Annotated in this window: 22 protein-coding genes; 10 read left to right on the forward strand and 12 right to left on the reverse strand. The window is 39.7% G+C overall.

The genetic code is table 11. The annotated features are described in order from the left end of the window. The first annotated feature begins 237 nt into the window (after positions 1–237). Positions 238–483 carry a hypothetical protein gene (locus KNO71_RS09645; RefSeq protein WP_214688303.1) on the forward strand — a complete coding sequence of 82 codons (246 nt, stop codon included), beginning with the start codon at positions 238–240 and terminating at the stop codon, positions 481–483. Further along, the gene (locus tag KNO71_RS09650; protein WP_214688304.1) at positions 480–1,295 is read left to right on the forward strand and encodes a hypothetical protein; all 816 of its coding nucleotides are present in this window, start codon (positions 480–482) and stop codon (positions 1,293–1,295) included. Before KNO71_RS09645 ends, KNO71_RS09650 begins: the two co-directional genes overlap by 4 nt. A gap of 73 nt (positions 1,296–1,368) precedes the next feature. Here the strand turns inward: KNO71_RS09650 and KNO71_RS09655 are convergent, their stop codons facing one another. After that, entirely contained in the window at positions 1,369–1,887 is a 519-nt protein-coding gene (locus tag KNO71_RS09655; RefSeq protein ID WP_214688305.1) for a hypothetical protein, read from the reverse strand. A gap of 102 nt (positions 1,888–1,989) precedes the next feature. On the opposite strand from KNO71_RS09655, the gene KNO71_RS09660 reads away from it, so the two are divergent. Next, positions 1,990–2,397, forward strand: coding sequence for a GNAT family N-acetyltransferase (locus tag KNO71_RS09660; protein WP_214688306.1), 408 nt, complete (start codon positions 1,990–1,992; stop codon positions 2,395–2,397). Between the two features lie 75 nt (positions 2,398–2,472). Beyond that, positions 2,473–4,068 carry a coiled-coil domain-containing protein gene (locus KNO71_RS09665; RefSeq protein WP_214688307.1) on the forward strand — a complete coding sequence of 532 codons (1,596 nt, stop codon included), beginning with the start codon at positions 2,473–2,475 and terminating at the stop codon, positions 4,066–4,068. A gap of 524 nt (positions 4,069–4,592) precedes the next feature. On the opposite strand, the gene KNO71_RS09670 is transcribed toward KNO71_RS09665, so the two are convergent. Beyond that, positions 4,593–4,943, reverse strand: a complete 351-nt coding sequence (locus KNO71_RS09670) for a hypothetical protein (RefSeq protein ID WP_214688308.1) — start codon at positions 4,941–4,943, stop codon at positions 4,593–4,595. 240 nt (positions 4,944–5,183) lie between these two features. Then, entirely contained in the window at positions 5,184–5,543 is a 360-nt protein-coding gene (locus KNO71_RS09675) for a hypothetical protein (RefSeq protein WP_214688309.1), read from the reverse strand. 197 nt (positions 5,544–5,740) lie between these two features. On the opposite strand from KNO71_RS09675, the gene KNO71_RS09680 reads away from it, so the two are divergent. Together KNO71_RS09680 and KNO71_RS09685 are read left to right on the forward strand one after the other, a co-directional pair. Continuing rightward, the gene (locus KNO71_RS09680; RefSeq protein ID WP_214688311.1) at positions 5,741–6,436 is read left to right on the forward strand and encodes a Panacea domain-containing protein; all 696 of its coding nucleotides are present in this window, start codon (positions 5,741–5,743) and stop codon (positions 6,434–6,436) included. A gap of 23 nt (positions 6,437–6,459) precedes the next feature. Then, positions 6,460–6,873 (forward strand): hypothetical protein, encoded by a 414-nt coding sequence (locus tag KNO71_RS09685; RefSeq protein WP_214688313.1) that lies wholly within the window; start codon positions 6,460–6,462, stop codon positions 6,871–6,873. A 10-nt stretch (positions 6,874–6,883) separates the two neighbouring features. Here KNO71_RS09685 and KNO71_RS09690 read toward each other — a convergent pair whose 3' ends face one another. Beyond that, entirely contained in the window at positions 6,884–8,314 is a 1,431-nt protein-coding gene (locus KNO71_RS09690) for a hypothetical protein (protein WP_214688314.1), read from the reverse strand. A gap of 837 nt (positions 8,315–9,151) precedes the next feature. Here KNO71_RS09690 and KNO71_RS09695 point away from each other — a divergent pair. Together KNO71_RS09695 and KNO71_RS09700 are read left to right on the forward strand one after the other, a co-directional pair. Beyond that, positions 9,152–10,273 (forward strand): helix-turn-helix domain-containing protein, encoded by a 1,122-nt coding sequence (locus KNO71_RS09695; protein ID WP_214688316.1) that lies wholly within the window; start codon positions 9,152–9,154, stop codon positions 10,271–10,273. Between the two features lie 573 nt (positions 10,274–10,846). Continuing rightward, complete coding sequence (locus tag KNO71_RS09700) at positions 10,847–11,251, forward strand: hypothetical protein (RefSeq protein ID WP_214688319.1); 405 nt, start codon at positions 10,847–10,849, stop codon at positions 11,249–11,251. A 42-nt stretch (positions 11,252–11,293) separates the two neighbouring features. Here the strand turns inward: KNO71_RS09700 and KNO71_RS09705 are convergent, their stop codons facing one another. Then, positions 11,294–11,554: a hypothetical protein gene (locus tag KNO71_RS09705; RefSeq protein ID WP_214688320.1), complete on the reverse strand. Its 261-nt coding sequence runs from the start codon at positions 11,552–11,554 to the stop codon at positions 11,294–11,296. A gap of 165 nt (positions 11,555–11,719) precedes the next feature. Between KNO71_RS09705 and KNO71_RS09710 the strand changes: the two genes are divergently transcribed. Then, a complete protein-coding gene (locus KNO71_RS09710) occupies positions 11,720–12,046 on the forward strand; it encodes a hypothetical protein (protein WP_214688322.1) in 327 nt (108 codons plus the stop codon). 29 nt (positions 12,047–12,075) lie between these two features. Here the strand turns inward: KNO71_RS09710 and KNO71_RS09715 are convergent, their stop codons facing one another. Both KNO71_RS09715 and KNO71_RS09720 read right to left on the reverse strand, forming a co-directional pair. Next, the gene (locus KNO71_RS09715) at positions 12,076–12,249 is read right to left on the reverse strand and encodes a hypothetical protein (RefSeq protein ID WP_214688324.1); all 174 of its coding nucleotides are present in this window, start codon (positions 12,247–12,249) and stop codon (positions 12,076–12,078) included. Between the two features lie 290 nt (positions 12,250–12,539). After that, a complete protein-coding gene (locus tag KNO71_RS09720) occupies positions 12,540–12,944 on the reverse strand; it encodes a hypothetical protein (protein WP_214688326.1) in 405 nt (134 codons plus the stop codon). A 153-nt stretch (positions 12,945–13,097) separates the two neighbouring features. Here KNO71_RS09720 and KNO71_RS09725 point away from each other — a divergent pair, with 153 nt between their 5' ends. Beyond that, positions 13,098–13,310 carry a hypothetical protein gene (locus KNO71_RS09725; protein WP_214688328.1) on the forward strand — a complete coding sequence of 71 codons (213 nt, stop codon included), beginning with the start codon at positions 13,098–13,100 and terminating at the stop codon, positions 13,308–13,310. Positions 13,311–13,324: 14 nt separating this feature from the next. On the opposite strand, the gene KNO71_RS09730 is transcribed toward KNO71_RS09725, so the two are convergent. The 5 genes from KNO71_RS09730 to KNO71_RS09745 form a co-directional block, all read right to left on the reverse strand. Then, a complete protein-coding gene (locus KNO71_RS09730; RefSeq protein WP_214688329.1) occupies positions 13,325–13,834 on the reverse strand; it encodes a hypothetical protein in 510 nt (169 codons plus the stop codon). A gap of 43 nt (positions 13,835–13,877) precedes the next feature. Then, complete coding sequence (locus KNO71_RS09735; RefSeq protein WP_214688331.1) at positions 13,878–14,447, reverse strand: hypothetical protein; 570 nt, start codon at positions 14,445–14,447, stop codon at positions 13,878–13,880. Positions 14,448–14,556: 109 nt separating this feature from the next. After that, positions 14,557–14,682, reverse strand: a complete 126-nt coding sequence (locus KNO71_RS17775; protein ID WP_256439563.1) for a hypothetical protein — start codon at positions 14,680–14,682, stop codon at positions 14,557–14,559. Positions 14,683–14,843: 161 nt separating this feature from the next. After that, positions 14,844–15,065, reverse strand: a complete 222-nt coding sequence (locus tag KNO71_RS09740; RefSeq protein WP_214688334.1) for a hypothetical protein — start codon at positions 15,063–15,065, stop codon at positions 14,844–14,846. A gap of 108 nt (positions 15,066–15,173) precedes the next feature. Next, positions 15,174–15,470 (reverse strand): hypothetical protein, encoded by a 297-nt coding sequence (locus KNO71_RS09745; protein ID WP_214688336.1) that lies wholly within the window; start codon positions 15,468–15,470, stop codon positions 15,174–15,176. Between the last annotated feature and the right edge of the window lie 22 nt (positions 15,471–15,492).

Raw genomic sequence — 15,492 nt, forward strand, 5'->3', positions numbered from 1 at the left:
CACGGTACATGCGCAGACCGTGGAGCTAGAAAAGAAAAGTCAAGGGGAGACCCTGACTGTGTCGTGGACTTTCGGTTAGAAACGACCATGCGAGGCTTAGACAAATGTCTAAGTCTTTTTTTGTTATTCTCGACACATCACAATCTAATTTTCATATTGTTTCCTTGAGATACATAAGATAAATCAGTAATAGATTTGGTATGGGAACATCTAAAAATAAAAAAGGGAGTCATAGAAATGGGAGTTAATGAAAGGATAGAATTTAAGAAGAATTTGTCATTTGGATTTGCACATGGATTGATGCGGATTTACTCAGAAAAGGTAATTCGTGACAGCGTTTCACCTAAACCTGAAATGAGTTCAATACCGTTAGAACCTCAACCACTTCCAACTGTATTGTGTCATGATACGGTTCAGGAAAAACTCTTAGAAATTAATCTTGGAGTGAAGAATTCTATTTTACCAAGGAGTGTGATTCGATGAGCATCAAGATTTTCGACGGGTACATCATCCCGAACATGAATCAAACCGAATTTCAAGAATGGATTTCTCCATTCATTGGGGCTGTTCAAGAATTGACTACAAAGCATGTATATCAAGTGGCTATTGACCGTTCCACGTACTGGTATGACCTCGCTACTCTTTCTGAAGAGGAAGAGTTTGAGAATCGTTCAAGTGTCATGGATTTTTATGACCCGGAACGTTCCGTATTTGAATGTGTGATGAACAGTCTCCAGAAGGAGTCTGACAGTATCTATCGTATTGATATTGACATCAAATCTTTCCTAAAAATATTTAAGATTGAAGGCAAGACATTGGCGATTCTCGTCTATGGTGATGTCACAGGCGTAAAAGATGCTTTCGAGGAACTGCCAGGCATTCAGAACTATGATTATTGGAATCACACGGAGAAACCCCTCTTCATCTCAGATGAGGATTGGCACTCTCGTGAGACTGATTGGAAAAATGCTTTGTTTGGTGGTGACGAGACTCAAGTCATGCTGATTTCTGAACTGCCGACGGACTTTTCAGGAATTAAAGATGTTTCGATACCGACTGTATATAATCGAGCTGAGAAGACGGCAAAAACACAGCTTTCAGAAGAGCTCGTATCCAGACTGGACAGTGAAGAACTTCACAACTCCATCTCGAAACTTGTTGAATACCTAGAATCGCCAATCGGTAAGTCCCAAATCAAGGAGCGCACTCGTTTGAATAAACAAATTCTTTCGAGAGAGGTATCGATAGAAACATTCGACATCTCATTCTCTGATTTGTTCCAATCAAAAGAATAAGACAGTAAAAAAAACCACCAGGACTCGTCTGTCAAGGTGGTTTTTTAGCGTATGCCGAATCTTTTTATTCTTTTCACTCACTATAAACCGTTTCATCACGAAGCCCCTCTGCACATTCCCAACAAATCGCCATATCAAAATTGTCCATGAACTTAAAGTTGAGGTGATAGTTACAAGCCTTGCAGATAGCGGTCGGCATCAGTCCTCTCTCCATCATCAGCATTTTATGCTCTTCTTGTTCAGTCATCTCGAATCTCACGATATTTCTGTCAAGATTTCTTGAACGACGTTTCGTTTTCTTATAGTATTTCTTCTTCTCCGGCTTCTTCGCCTTTGCATTTTTGAGTTTTCGAATGCTTGCGGTTTGTTTCTTAAACCCATAGCGCTTACCGTCTCCCTCGAACCATTCCCTAGATGGGTTCATTTTATAAGGGACATCCATCCCCTGTCCGTTCAAACGACCGGTTCTATTCTCAAACAGACCATTCTCCCATGCTTCGTTGAACGTCTCTAGTCTTCCATCCATTGAATTGAACACCTGTCTCATTCTTGCTCTTTCGGTATCACCAAACGCCTCTTTTTGCTTGACCATATTGTCACCTCTTATCTTCATCTTTCTTCTTACTATATGTCCTTATGAAGGGACGATTCCGGCATACAATAAAAAATACACATAAGAAAGGGGTACAACTATATGTACAAGATTTTAAAGGATTCGCATGCCGAACTTCTGCTTGATGAGAACCCATTGCTCAGGGAAAGGTTTGAAGATTTGGGTTGGGCAGAGCATGATGCGCTCAGGATTTTTTTAGAGGTTGATGGAACGATTATCGGATGTGCAGACGTGACCGATGATGGTGCATCCATCGAAATCCATTGGCTCACTATCCTCCCGGAATTTCGGAGAAGAGGACGAGGTCGCTTGTTCTTGGATGCTCTAGCAAAGGAATCAGGTAGAACCGCTCGATTTTTTGGGGATTCATTACCGGAGTCCGCCCGCTTCTGGAAAGCACTAGGGGCAAGCTTCTCAGAAAGTGATGAGAAAGAAATTCAAGCAAATCAGTTCAGTGGCAATCTATTGTCTTTCGAGCTGACCTTATAGGTTGTAAAGTCAAATCGACTTTCACAAGATAGTCAGTTACACTAAAACAGGAAACTAATCAGAGGTGGTAATAACATGAGATTCATCGAGAATTCATTAAAGGTACAGTTAAACAATGAAGAGTTTGACATCGTCAAAAATCGTTGGATGGAGGCGAATGCCCTCATTGCAATTTCTTCGAATCGTAAACTGTGGGACGATATCAACGAGCAATATGCCGCTATCGAATCGGATGCAATTCAGAGCTATCAGAATAGTGATTTTTATGAGATGCCCGTCCTCAACACGTTGACGGTTCCAGTAAAAGCAATGACCATCAAGGTTCATTCTATCTATGCTTATCACGATGAGCGAGATGCTTCGCTTGAGTGGATTAAGGAAATGGCGAATCGAAGCTATAAACGATACATTGATTATGTGAAAAACAATAAAGAACGCTTCTCATGGGAGATGTTTTTCGAATTCATGGAGAGACGGGACCCGAACTTCTCTGCGTCACAACATGACCATTTAATGCTATTGATTTTAGTCTGTTTTGGAAAAGACTTGTTCGGCTCGATTCAATCCAGTTTCGGAAGGAATTTGTTGTTCAATGTGTACCAGAGCAATAGAATTTTAGGAGTTCCGAACAATGACTTCATTCAGTTGAGAGAAAAGTACAAGAAAGAGGCACTCTTTCACTTGAAAGATGCGTTCAAATTTAAAATCCCACCTTCTCAAAGCGTTGATTGGTTCTTCCAACAACACGAGGCTTACATCATCAACAATCTGTTGACAAAAGAAGAACGGACAACCATTGTCAGCAAGGGCGACTACGATGTCCTATACAATAAGGGACTACTACGTTATTACAAAACGTTGACGGGTACCCTTCGCCAGGAGAGATTGAATGATTTCAACTTGACCACTTCTGCAGAAGTGAAAAGAGAAGACTTGGTTGGAATTTATGCCATCTTCAAATATGGTGTCGAGACCGGTCGATTGAGCGACGAACAATGGGAATTATTCCTAACCTCATCTGTATTGATTCTCATGATGGTCAAGCATTACAAGGAGCTCTCAGATTTCTATTTCCAAAGTCTCAAAGATAAAGAAGAGCTTGTCATCCGGGAGCAAGACATCATCCGGACAAAGCGTGAACTTGAAACTGAAAAAGAGTCATTCGAGAAGAACACTCGTGAGATGGAAAGACTTTTGTCAGAAAAAGACGAGTATATCCTTCAGTTAGAAGAACAGGTCAAGCAGATGAGAAACAGGCAGGAAGAGACGTCATCTCTCAAGAAGGAAGTAACGGCTCTTCGCAACTATGCCTACCATCAACGTGCAGAAACACCAGAGCACCATCAAAAGGTAGATGTCGTTGAACAGGTAACACAATTGATGAAGGAGAATAAAGCAGTCCTGTTCGGTGGACACCCACAATTGGTGAATAAACTGAAAAAGGCGATTCCTTCGATGGATTATCGTGATGTCGATAGTATCAATCGTGACATTTCCTTCATTTCAAATATGGATATTGTGTTCGTGTTGACGAATTATTTCAATCATCCATTCTATTACAAACTCATGGGTGAACTTGAGAAATACCCTCACGTTAAACTAGTTTATCTGAGCGGGTATCCGAACCTTGAGCGGACAATGAAAGAAATGGTAGAGTTAGCAGAAGCATAAAAGCACCCAATCGGGTGCTTTTTTTTATGTATTCCAATTGCATTGGGGAAGGCTTGCTCGCACGGAGATTCGCTTCTTCTCCCTTCCAACCGAAGCTATTCTTTCCGAACGCCCCATGCGAGTGTGAGACCTGTGTCTCGAACCGATAGCACTCCGTCGTGAGTCACGCTATCACCTGTTTTGTTGGCAAATGTCAACGATACATCATATGTCATATGACTTCATTTTATAGGTGTCCAAATAAAAAAGAACCGGTCAATGCGATTCTTTTTTACGCTTCCTATTCTGTTCCCATACGAAGTGTGTCGGGGTTACGCAAAGCAGTAGGTTTTCGTACATCATTCACACTACGTACAATCCCTCTCGGATTTGACGCCCAAAATTTTTCAAGTGCTTCCTCTTCTGTCTCCGCCTCAACATTCATATAGTAAATGCTTCTCAAAGGAAAGACAAGCCTTCATAACGGACAGGGACAACGTCAGAAAGCGGTTATATCGTATTTCTCGCTTAACTCACCATGCATCTCATCTTTTTACAGACATCATGTAAAAAGGTGTCTTGGTATCCATATATCGTATCGTGACTGAATAATCATCGAATCGAAACGTTTGAAAAACATGCTTATCAAACGAGCCGAAGGGGTTCATGAGACTTAAAATCTTCCTCACCGCTACTTTGATGAAAGAAGAACTGACATCCACTAATCCCATCAATTCGTAGTTTTTTCCCTTCAGCGCAACCTCACCCACTCGTGAGTTTTTCATATAGAATTGAAGGCTATGAATATCAGCTCTTTCCCCAAATTTCTGCAAGAATTGAAGTTGTTCATCCTCTTTGATGACATCCATAAATCTTCGGTTCATTTCCATTGGCATACTTGCCCCTCCATCTATTTAAATCTATGACTGCATCATCATTTTAACATAATTTTGACAATAGTCAATTTAATTTTACTATTTTGAAGCGTTACGCTCCTCTTTATTGACTATTTGAATAATTAAAAATACACTATTATTAACTATTAGTGAGTAGGACGAGGAGGTGTGAATGTGAATTGTGATGACACGTTAGATGAAAGTGTTCATAAAAAAAGAAGTGCATATAGCACTTCTTTTTTAAGTCTGTGGCAATGAGAGTGTCTCTAAGTATTGTCGATAATCATCCTCACTCATACCTAAATACTCATGAACCGGCACACTTTGAGAAGATTCTTCCCACTTACGAATGGCGTGTTCTACGTAGTATTGATTCACTTTACCCGCTTGGTAGAGTTCCATGAATGGCTTATCAAGCTCTTCATCCTCCACTTTTTTCAAGAGTTCTGATGCGATTGACGGTTCTGTGTAATCAATAAACCCTAGCGCAAAGCTCAGTGCTCTCTGAAGGCTCTCTTGGTCTAACTCTTGAATGTTTAGTCCAGTACCCTCTTCAAATGCCTGTACATTATAGTCGCTAAATTCAACCGTTACTTTCATAACCCGGTTCCTCCTTGAAATGTCACATATATGACCCTTATTTTTTGACTCATGATTATGTTATGCCCGAATCCGTGGAATATCAGTCTTTATGATTGAAATATGAAGGATATAGCATGATTGAAAAGGACACAACATAAGATATGAAAACGCTATTAGGTATTCATTGAATATTCGATATGAAGGAGAGAATCATTATGAAAAAATTGACGAAATCACATCAGAAGCGATTCGATTTCGAGGAAAAGCTTAATGGAAACGGTAATTTGACATGCACTCTGGATGTAAACGGAGAAAAACATCGTTTTGAGCTTAGCGAATTCCAACTTAAAGAGATGGAACATGTGTTCAGGAAGAACGTTTCTCGTAGACTCGTCTCTAAGCTCACACCAATTGACCTGGCAAACTATATCGTTTCTCGTCAGCTAGGTGGGAAAGGCATGAAGTTGACGACACATCTAGCTCTTCAAAAGACCCTCTATTTCATCGATTGCGAATATATGAGGCATATCGGAAAACCTGTCTCCCTTTTCGATGAATACACATTCGAAAAATGGAAATTTGGTCCAGTATGTCCGATAACATATAGAGAGTATCAATTATTCGGGTCGCTAGATGTAAGTAGTCTGCCTTTCATGCAGGCATTCTCATTTGAACATAGCGAATTCCTTAGTCAGATACACTCGAAAGACTTATCTGTCAAGCTATTGAATGAGTGGATTGATAAGTATATTTATGTAGAACAATTTCGTTTAGTAAATAAAACTCACAGCCATCATGTTTGGAAAAAAGATGAGTCTAGAATTATCGACCATGATGAACCACCTATTCCATATGATGTGGTAGAGCTGTTCAATGAGATTCAATCTAACTCTTCATTCTTTGATGTGTAATCTATGATTTAGGAGGAATAGAGATGGTTTCATCTAGCACGTTTACAGAGACTTATTTTATTTTGGCATATGGAGATGATTTTTTTGCAGGTATGGTTTCAAACGGTATTGAATCTACGAAGGAACTCCCTATGCGCTATCAGTTTGTTCCACACTCGAACGAAGCAGAGAAGTTTGGTACTGGTGCGATGGATTTCTTATCGCCCATGTTCCTTCCTGAATCGTTCAAGGACTGTGATTCGATTACCTCTCTCATGGATGTACTGAAGCTATTTAGAGGCTCCAGGTTAATCAAAGTCGAAAAGACGACGGTGACAACTCACGCCATCGAAGAGCATCTTATTGTTTCTGAACGTACAGAAATAAACTATCAGTATGAAATGATAAGTACTGATGAGCTTGAATCTAGCCTAGAGAAAAAAACCGTCTCTGTTTGAGGCGGTTTTTTTATTTTGGCTTATGCGTCAAAAATTGCGATGCGTTTTGATTCTTGTTCAGCAAATCGATACGTTCCTTATCACTGAACGGATAGAATTCCAGTTGAAAAATATCGCCTTTTCTCGAATAGCTCTTCAATGTAATCTCACTTTCAACGATTTCATCTAAAGTTTCCTCTATGATTCTGATTTGATTCGTTCGCCGCTTCGTTCCGAACACGAGAGCCCCACGGAAGAAATTGAGATTCGTTTGAAACAATATTGGATTACTATCTTCTGTTTGGGTAGCTAACAGTATTCGTTGTCTCTGTAGTGCGTAAATCAAGACCTTGGATGATTTCAATTCGAACCGGTCGATAATTTTCTTGTAAATGCTCACCGTCTGGTTCTTGACGAATTCATGAATCAAATTTTCACTGAATATGATTCGGGCGACCTCTTTACCGGTTACTTCATCTGCCTCAATCGTGACATTGTAAAAGATTTCAGTCTTTGTGGAACGGAGTGTCTTCTCATCTATGATTCGCATCTCCATGAAATCCATTTTAATCAAGCTCTCTTTTACTGCCATATAACTCTTCTTACTATCATTGTGATAAACTGCTCGCACAATGTCACCTATCTCTACGACCATCGGGACGGGTTGATATAGGGCTTCATGCTTCAACGACATCAGATAAATGAGAATCTCTTGGTCACGACTGTTCAACATTTTAAGGTTCTCCCGCATCAAACCTTCTTCTAATGCCTCCACCTTGATTCGTGACTCGAATTTGGTCTTATCATCAATTAGATATACGTTTTGGAAAAAGTTATCTTCGACCAACTCATTTGCATTAATCTTAATGCGGTTTGTATGGTCATACGGGAAATTGGTTATAGAGTTAGGGACAGAAATGACCGGGCTTTGTTCCCCTCTTGGACTCTCTTCCTTCACCGTTTTAACAATTAAGTATTGGATATCATTTTTAAGTGCAGATAAGATTGATTTTGTCGGTTTGCTTTTGATGTAAGGGAAATTGCACATCAGTGCATCATCGTCTCTCATCCACGTCGTCAGTTCATTTAGCATCTTCATTTTCAACTCGTCCAAACTTTCGACCTCGTAAACAGCGCGAAATTTCTCTAATGGATAGTTTTCAAAAAGATGTTTTGCGACCTGATTAATTTCAGCATGGAACCCTGATTTCTTATTGTCTTCTAGCTCCTTGTTGAGCCAACGTCTTTTTGTGACTTGTCGTCTCTTTGCAATCGGTGTCAATGTTTCTTCCGTTACTTCTATCAAGTTACTGAGTTCATCAAACACTTCATTTGCGAGATGTAGGAGGTATGGTTCAGGCTCGATTTGAAGCTTTGGATAGAGAGATTCTCGATACAACCCATCGAAGTGTCTTAGGATTGCATCTGAAAGCTTTTGAGTAATCTCATTTGGTATCTCCATGTCATCCCTCCTCTTCTGTTCTTCATCTGACTCTTCATTAAAAGTATATCATGACGTTTGAAATGACTCTATCTGCTGAAAAGAGGCTTGTTCGAGGTTCTCTGTTCCAAATTCTCCGTTCCGAGATGACATTTTACACTCAAGTGTTCTCTTTTCTCCGTTCTGAACGGACAAGAGGCTTAGAGTGTTCCAGATTCTCCGTTCTGAGATGACATCTGACGGAAGGTGTTCCAATTTCTCCGTTCTAAGGTGACATATAAGCCATGAAAATCAATCGTTAAGCAACAGAACAACAGAAAATTTTTTTATTTTTCTGTGGAATGGCTATATTCTGCCCTTTTATAAGCTCTTCATCAAACTGTTCCAAATTCTCCGTTCTGAAGTGACATCGAAATTCGAATATTTTTTTACATTTTTTTTACTCAATTTTTAGAGTATTTTTGAGCAAGTGTTCCAAGTTTTCCGTTCTGACGTGACAATTTTCTTAGAAATCATAAGACTATATACCTAACTGTTCCGTTTTATCCGTTCCGACGTGACAAAATAGTCCTGTTTGCTTGATTAAATCGTGAAATCCTTTAACTTCCACATCCATCATTTGTTAAATATGACGCTCAACCGTTGATATTCCTCTGTTCGGAGCAACTGTTCCAGATTCTCCGTTCTGATGTGACACGTATGGTTCCGAATCCAGAAAACCCACTCATACCAACACATTTAGATTCAAGTGTTCCAGTTTTACCGTTCCGAGATGACACTTTTGGTCACTTCGACAAGTCTTTTATTATCCTCTACAATGATTCTTGTATAACGAGACTACTTTATAGGAGGTGTTCAATGATGACGATGACAATGCCGTTCAAAGAAATCGCAAAGGTTGGAAAACGTCTGCTTATTCAAATGGCAGGAGTCTGCGAAAATTATAAGATTGAGAAGGTAATCGAGGAAATCGACTATTCTTCATGTCCTGTAGAATGTGCATTGCAAGGGTTTGATGTGGAACGCAAAGAACATATCTGCATGAACCATTGCCCGTTCAATCGCCAGAACCGAACATCCAAAGTCGTCTATATGAACGAACGTCACCAGTATAAGATTAAACAGAGCACGACCGTCGAACATGAGCGGTTGTCTAAGTATCAACTTCTTCAAATGATTACATATCATTACTTTGTAGACTCTCGTGGATTCGCCGCTCTTATCTCGACAAAAGAACTTGCGGAGCATTTGGGATGTACCGTTCGAACTATCAAAAACAATAACAAACGCTTGCAACGATTAGGTCTGATTTCTTTTTCTGAGTATGGAGCAGACCTCTTTAGTGTGGAGATAAAAGACTACGAGAAAAATCACCTTACTAAAGAGCAAGGCGGAACAGGTTATGTCCAAATGACACAATCGTTTATGAAAGCACTTGTCTCCATGGACAATGTCAACGTAATGCGTCTTGCCATTCGTGCACTTCTCAAATACGACAACGAAGTACATGTTGAACAAAAAGATGTTTGTATCTACAGTTACAATGATATCAAGCGCTTCATGCCATCAAATATCAATCACAAGAAAATCATTGATGAGCTTATGCAGAAGGCGTCGGATATTTTCACTGTCATCGCCGGTGATACTCACGTATCGGTTCAGTTGAAGGAAGAGTTCAATGGGAAAGTTCAGAAGACAGAGAAAGAACGTCTCTTCACAACCGAAATCTACGAACAAGTCGATGCCATTAATGAAAGCTTCTCAGAAGGAGAAGAACTACTCCTTACAAACCAAGAAACAGATGACCTCGTGCAAATGGCGATGGAGTATGGCATCAATCATGTCCGTCAAGCATTGGCTGTGTACCCATCCTACATACAGAGCCCAGGCACCCCCGATTCAATCAAGAACATCGGTGGGTTTATTCGAACTGTCATCAAAAACAACATCTTCAACCGCTATGGTAAAATCGCCGCATAAACCACGGCTATTTCACTATACCCTAAACTTCCATTTTATTACTTTAATGGATATATATGAGTTTAAATATTTATTTTTCTATCTTTTTTAGTATGTATTCATACCATCTTCGTCACGAAAATGATTTGCCGCCTTTCACTGTGCACCATTTTGAAAAAAAGATATTCAATTGGAAAAAAAGATAATCACAGCTACACTAATAATAATCACAGGGTAAAAAAAGATATCCACTGTTGAAATGAATATATTCACATCTTCGATAAAGATATCCCCAACTCAAAATAAAATATCCACATCTGCAGAAACAGTGGATATCTCGGGAAAAAAATATGAAGGACAAAAGTCATGCGAGCCTTAGAGCCCCAATGACATTCGAGGATTTCATTTGCGCAATAACTGGTTTTAATATCTGAATTAATCTCTTATAAATATCTATTTAATCTTTGAGAAGAATATCTTTTAAAATCTTTGTCTTTAAAGGTTTAAGGTCTTAACCAGTGTACGCTATTTCCGTATCGACAACACCATCTTTTTTATGATGCATCTATATAAAAACAAGAGGAGCTGATTCATTTGACGATTGAAGAGGTCAAACAACTATCACCTGCATCAGAACACTTTATACGGCATCTGATAGAATGGAACGTACTTGATGTTGATGCCTATCAAAAACCTTATGGTGAGAATGTACATCGAAAGTGTCGATATTTCGCACCCTGGTATATCGTGATGGTTGCCGGTAAGAACAAAGAATTACAAAGACAATTTCTCATACATGAGGGTACTGTATATGGGAACCATCATGTTTGGTTAGAATTCGAAAATCGGTTCATCATAGATGGAACACTCTCTCAGTTCATAAAAACGGCGGATGACATTCAAATCCTTGAAATAGAGTCTTGCACGGTACCTTACTTGTCCCTGAAGACATTTTCGTTGGGTGAATGGCTAGAGAAAGAAGAAACTTCAGAATTCTAAAAAAAAGAGAGGGCAAATGCCTTCTCTTTTTTCTGTTGAACATTAGGCACCCTTCTGTTCCTGCTCGGTTAGAAGCTTCTTTAAGGATGATATCTGTTTTTGTAAGTCTTTCTGTCCTTCAATTGAAGAATAATACTTCACCAATTGACGACGCTTAGCATATAGCCACAACTCGTTCCACACGGTAGGAGTTTTAGAATGGGGAACTAAATGCAAATAGTCATTTTTATAGAGAATGAGCGGATTCTCCCACAATAGTTCTAAATCACGAATTTCTTGCTCTAATTCAGCACGCTTATCCACGATTATCGCCTCCTCTAGTTTTCGAATAGGTAATCTCCTACTCCAGTCTCAATACTTCGTTATCCTATGCGCCTTCATCATTGTTTACGACAATTTTTTGGAATAACATTCTCACCCCGACATATAAGGATATAGAATCAAATATTGATGAAAGGTTGTGAGTAGATGGAAAAACATTATAAGAGAATCGCCAAATGGGGAACTATCATAGGCGCCTTGTTTATGGTCGTAGGGATTCTATCCCTTATCTCATTCGTTTTAAATGTGGCAGGCGTGATTGAACAAGACATCCCAGGTGGTATCCTTTTTATCTTCGGACTGATTCTATATCCGTTAGGTAAAGAAGCCGAAAGCTATTTGAAAGAACCGAAAGACGAGACAAAAGACCAGATGATTACACATATGTCAGAGATGGTCATGTTGTTTACAATCCTTTCTTTCATCACGATTGTCGCAGTAATTGTGGGAATCGTAGTATTCTTCTTGCTATAAAAAGCAAAAGAGCCTTTAAGGGCTCTTTTTTAGTAATCCGTGGGTCTTTGGATAGGGTCAATCACTTTGACCTGTCCAATGTAGCCCCCGCCATCTTTCGTGATGAAATGATTGTGAACATCCTTCATCTCTTCCAGGTCTTTTACCTCTTCAAAGCTTCTTTCATCTTCCATGACTACATCCGCTTGTTTTCTCCAAAACATGCACATCGCCTCCAACTTGAGTTTTATCTTTCGTCTCATCTTATTCAGAAATCCTAGTCATTACGCCGTCAAACCTGTTTCAATCGCATAATTTTTGTTCTATACCAATAGGATTGGGACATGCTGAAAGCAATATTCTCAAAGGGAAGATTCCGTCAGAGGGATTGATTCAGAAAGTGTTTACGACAGACAGTATCTATACGGGAGAACATGATATTGTTCACGCATATCCATTTTATTTCCCGAAATAAAAAAGAGACCGGTTCTATGACTGGTCTTTTTTCTTTCATTTATTGATTTTGATGTGTGACAACAGTCTGCAATTCATCAAATGCGGTCTCACTCATTTCCTCTTCACCTAATAAGACGTTTAACAAATCAGACTCCTCTCGACTTAGCGGTTTCGTGAATAGATGCAACTTGCGTAGGATTCCCAATGCGATTCGATTCAAGTTATTATCCTCTGGTAGCTCTCCTCCATTGAATCCCGCTCGAAACGCCCCATACGCATATTCCTCCACATAACCACACTCTTCACATGCATCAATCGATGCACACACAATATGCTCCAACGTGTCCGTTTCAGACTTCATTTTTTCTCCACAAACAGGACAGCGATTCAGAACATTGTCTTCCTGATAATCACGATTCAAGTACTTATCTAAAACGATTAATAAATCCGGGTTCGCTTTCATCTCCCGCACCCTCCTTTTATATTCACATGGAAAATTCATACCTTCGTTTCTTTTCCTTTTATCCTATGCAGTCGTCTGTCCATTTAAGCATGATGGACAATGTAGAAGATAAGGACGTATAGTTGAGTTACGACATTGAAAGGGTGTGTTGATGTGAATGAATTGAAGCCAGAGCTGAGTTATACCGTACAGACTAAAGAGTTTATGGAAAAGGTCGGAAAGGGTTTGGCAGTTGCAATTGAGAAACACCCGGACAGAGCATTAATCATTGCAGGTTCTCTTGGCGCATTATACGTCTTGAGAGAAAAGAAAATCAGCTTCAAGATGAAGAAAGGTGACATAGAAGTTGAGTTCAAGAGCGAATAAAAAGACCCCTATTCTTAGGAGTCTTTTTTTGGATTGAATGCCTCCATGGAAGGAGTTGCACGTTTTAAGTCGTCATGTCCCTCATTCTCTCCTTTTGTGAAGAGCTCTTTGTACCAAGAGAACACCATTCTCTGATGTTCACCAATCTGACGAAGAGAAACGACATCGTTTTCTGCTTTCGCCTTTGAGATATACCATTCAAAGCCGTCAAATGACAGATGATAACCAAGCGCTCCATCGAATACGCCGCCCTCAAGACCACATACGTTACATATTGCCTGATAAGCTGTATGCTTTTTGCGTATCAATGCATTCGAGCACACGGGACATTCCTCATTGGCACCAGGTTGATAGACATCCTTGAAGCGTTCAAAGCGCTCACTGCCCTCATTGTTCTCAAGAATGGTGCTCAACAATTCATGGAGCTTGTCACTGCTGATATTCATTGAATTCCCTAAGTCTGTGTATAGGTTGCTTAACTCGTTGACATTCAAGTTCAGTCCTTTAAAAATCTCTGGATTCACGCCTAACCCCTCCTTTTTCTATTAACCATGAACAGATGACCATTTAGCATCCATCTTCGTCAGATTTCATCCATTCTTGGAGCAAGAAGTCACCCTCGACAGTTGTATATTTCTGCAACAACTTCATGTATGACTTTTCGTCCTCTGAAAGTTCCTTCTCATCCAATAATTTTCGAAAGATAACCCCAACGACTGTGGTCTCTTTCTCTCGGGTGAGATAGGATTCCGATTCCATCGTTTCATGATGCGAATACGTCCACAATATCCCATCAAAATAGATGGCACTTTCACCATATACATAGGATTCATGCAGACTACAGATATGACAGGTGTGATAATACTCGTAGTCGCCATATCTCAAATCCTCAATCAACTGATTGTCTATTGAATTCTCTGTGCCGCATACACCACATCTGATGTTATGGTTCTCAAATTGAAATTCAAATTTCATCTCCTTGTCCGGAGTCCCCATGGTCTTGAATAGCTTTTCTGTCAAACCATCGATGGCTAATTTAAGGCTTCTCAAATAATCCCTAGCATCGAATAGGATTTCTCCTTCGTCCAAATCATTTAATAATAGGTGACTGTAATCAGAAGATTTTTCAAGATTCATTTCTGTCATCCTCCTTTATATTTGTGCCGATTGACACTCCTGTATCGCTGATATTGATTCTTCATCATATGCGAGAGCATTGCTTTTTAAGCCAAAAAGAAAAGACCCTTTATCGAGTCTTTCCTTCCAGTAAGTTTCGTACATCCTTCAAGACATCGTTCGTCGCTGATTGAACCATTTCTTTAAGGCTATTTCGCAGTTCGTCAATTCCCTGCTGATTCGTTTGATGACGCATAATCATTCCTCCAAGGCTAGACAGTCCGAGACATAGAGAGTGGCAATCCACTTAACATCTCATTTGACTCCTAATGTTATAAGTACGCCTTTATACTATGCGCTCTCCTGACAAGATATGAATCTCTTCAAGATAGACGTCCTCGAAAAATCCGAGGAGAATCATGGTGACTCCAATAATGTGATGTTTTCTTTAAGAGCGGCGAAAGGCTTTCCGTTTTGGGCTACGTAACTGTCGATATGATAGAGATACTGTTCAACGATTCGTCCATCTTCAAGCTGAACCGTCTGTTCACCGATAATCGTGACCATTTCTCCTGAAGCATCTGAAATGCCGGTCAAGGGTTTTCGGTACTCCTCGTTTGAGACAATTTTTTGGTTCATTTATATGTCCTCCTTTGAGGTTATTCTGCCTGAATATCGTTACAAATTTCTTCATCTCCTCTTTATCATTATTATGACTTTATTTTTGACTATAGTCAATATTAAATTTCATTGTAAGACCATTGTGAATTGGTCGTTGGAATCCTGGTTCAACTTATCGATTAGGAGCTGTGCCGTCTTGTCATCAGAAAATACGACTGCTTTAGCATCTGATGATGTTAAGAAGACAACTTCTTCTTCGATTCGACTTACATATTTTTGTTTCGTGCTATTGAACAACAAGATGTTGCTCTCTTCATAGACGCATTCACATGGCTCCACATCGTTTTCATCTATCGCATGATAGTATGTCCCGACCAAGCCATTTCCGTGGCAAATGATACAATCCTTCTTTGCAATCAACATGTAACCTCTCCCCTTTTTATTG

The sequence above is a fragment of the Exiguobacterium sp. s163 genome (assembly GCF_018617135.1).
GTDB lineage: Bacteria > Bacillota > Bacilli > Exiguobacteriales > Exiguobacteriaceae > Exiguobacterium > Exiguobacterium profundum.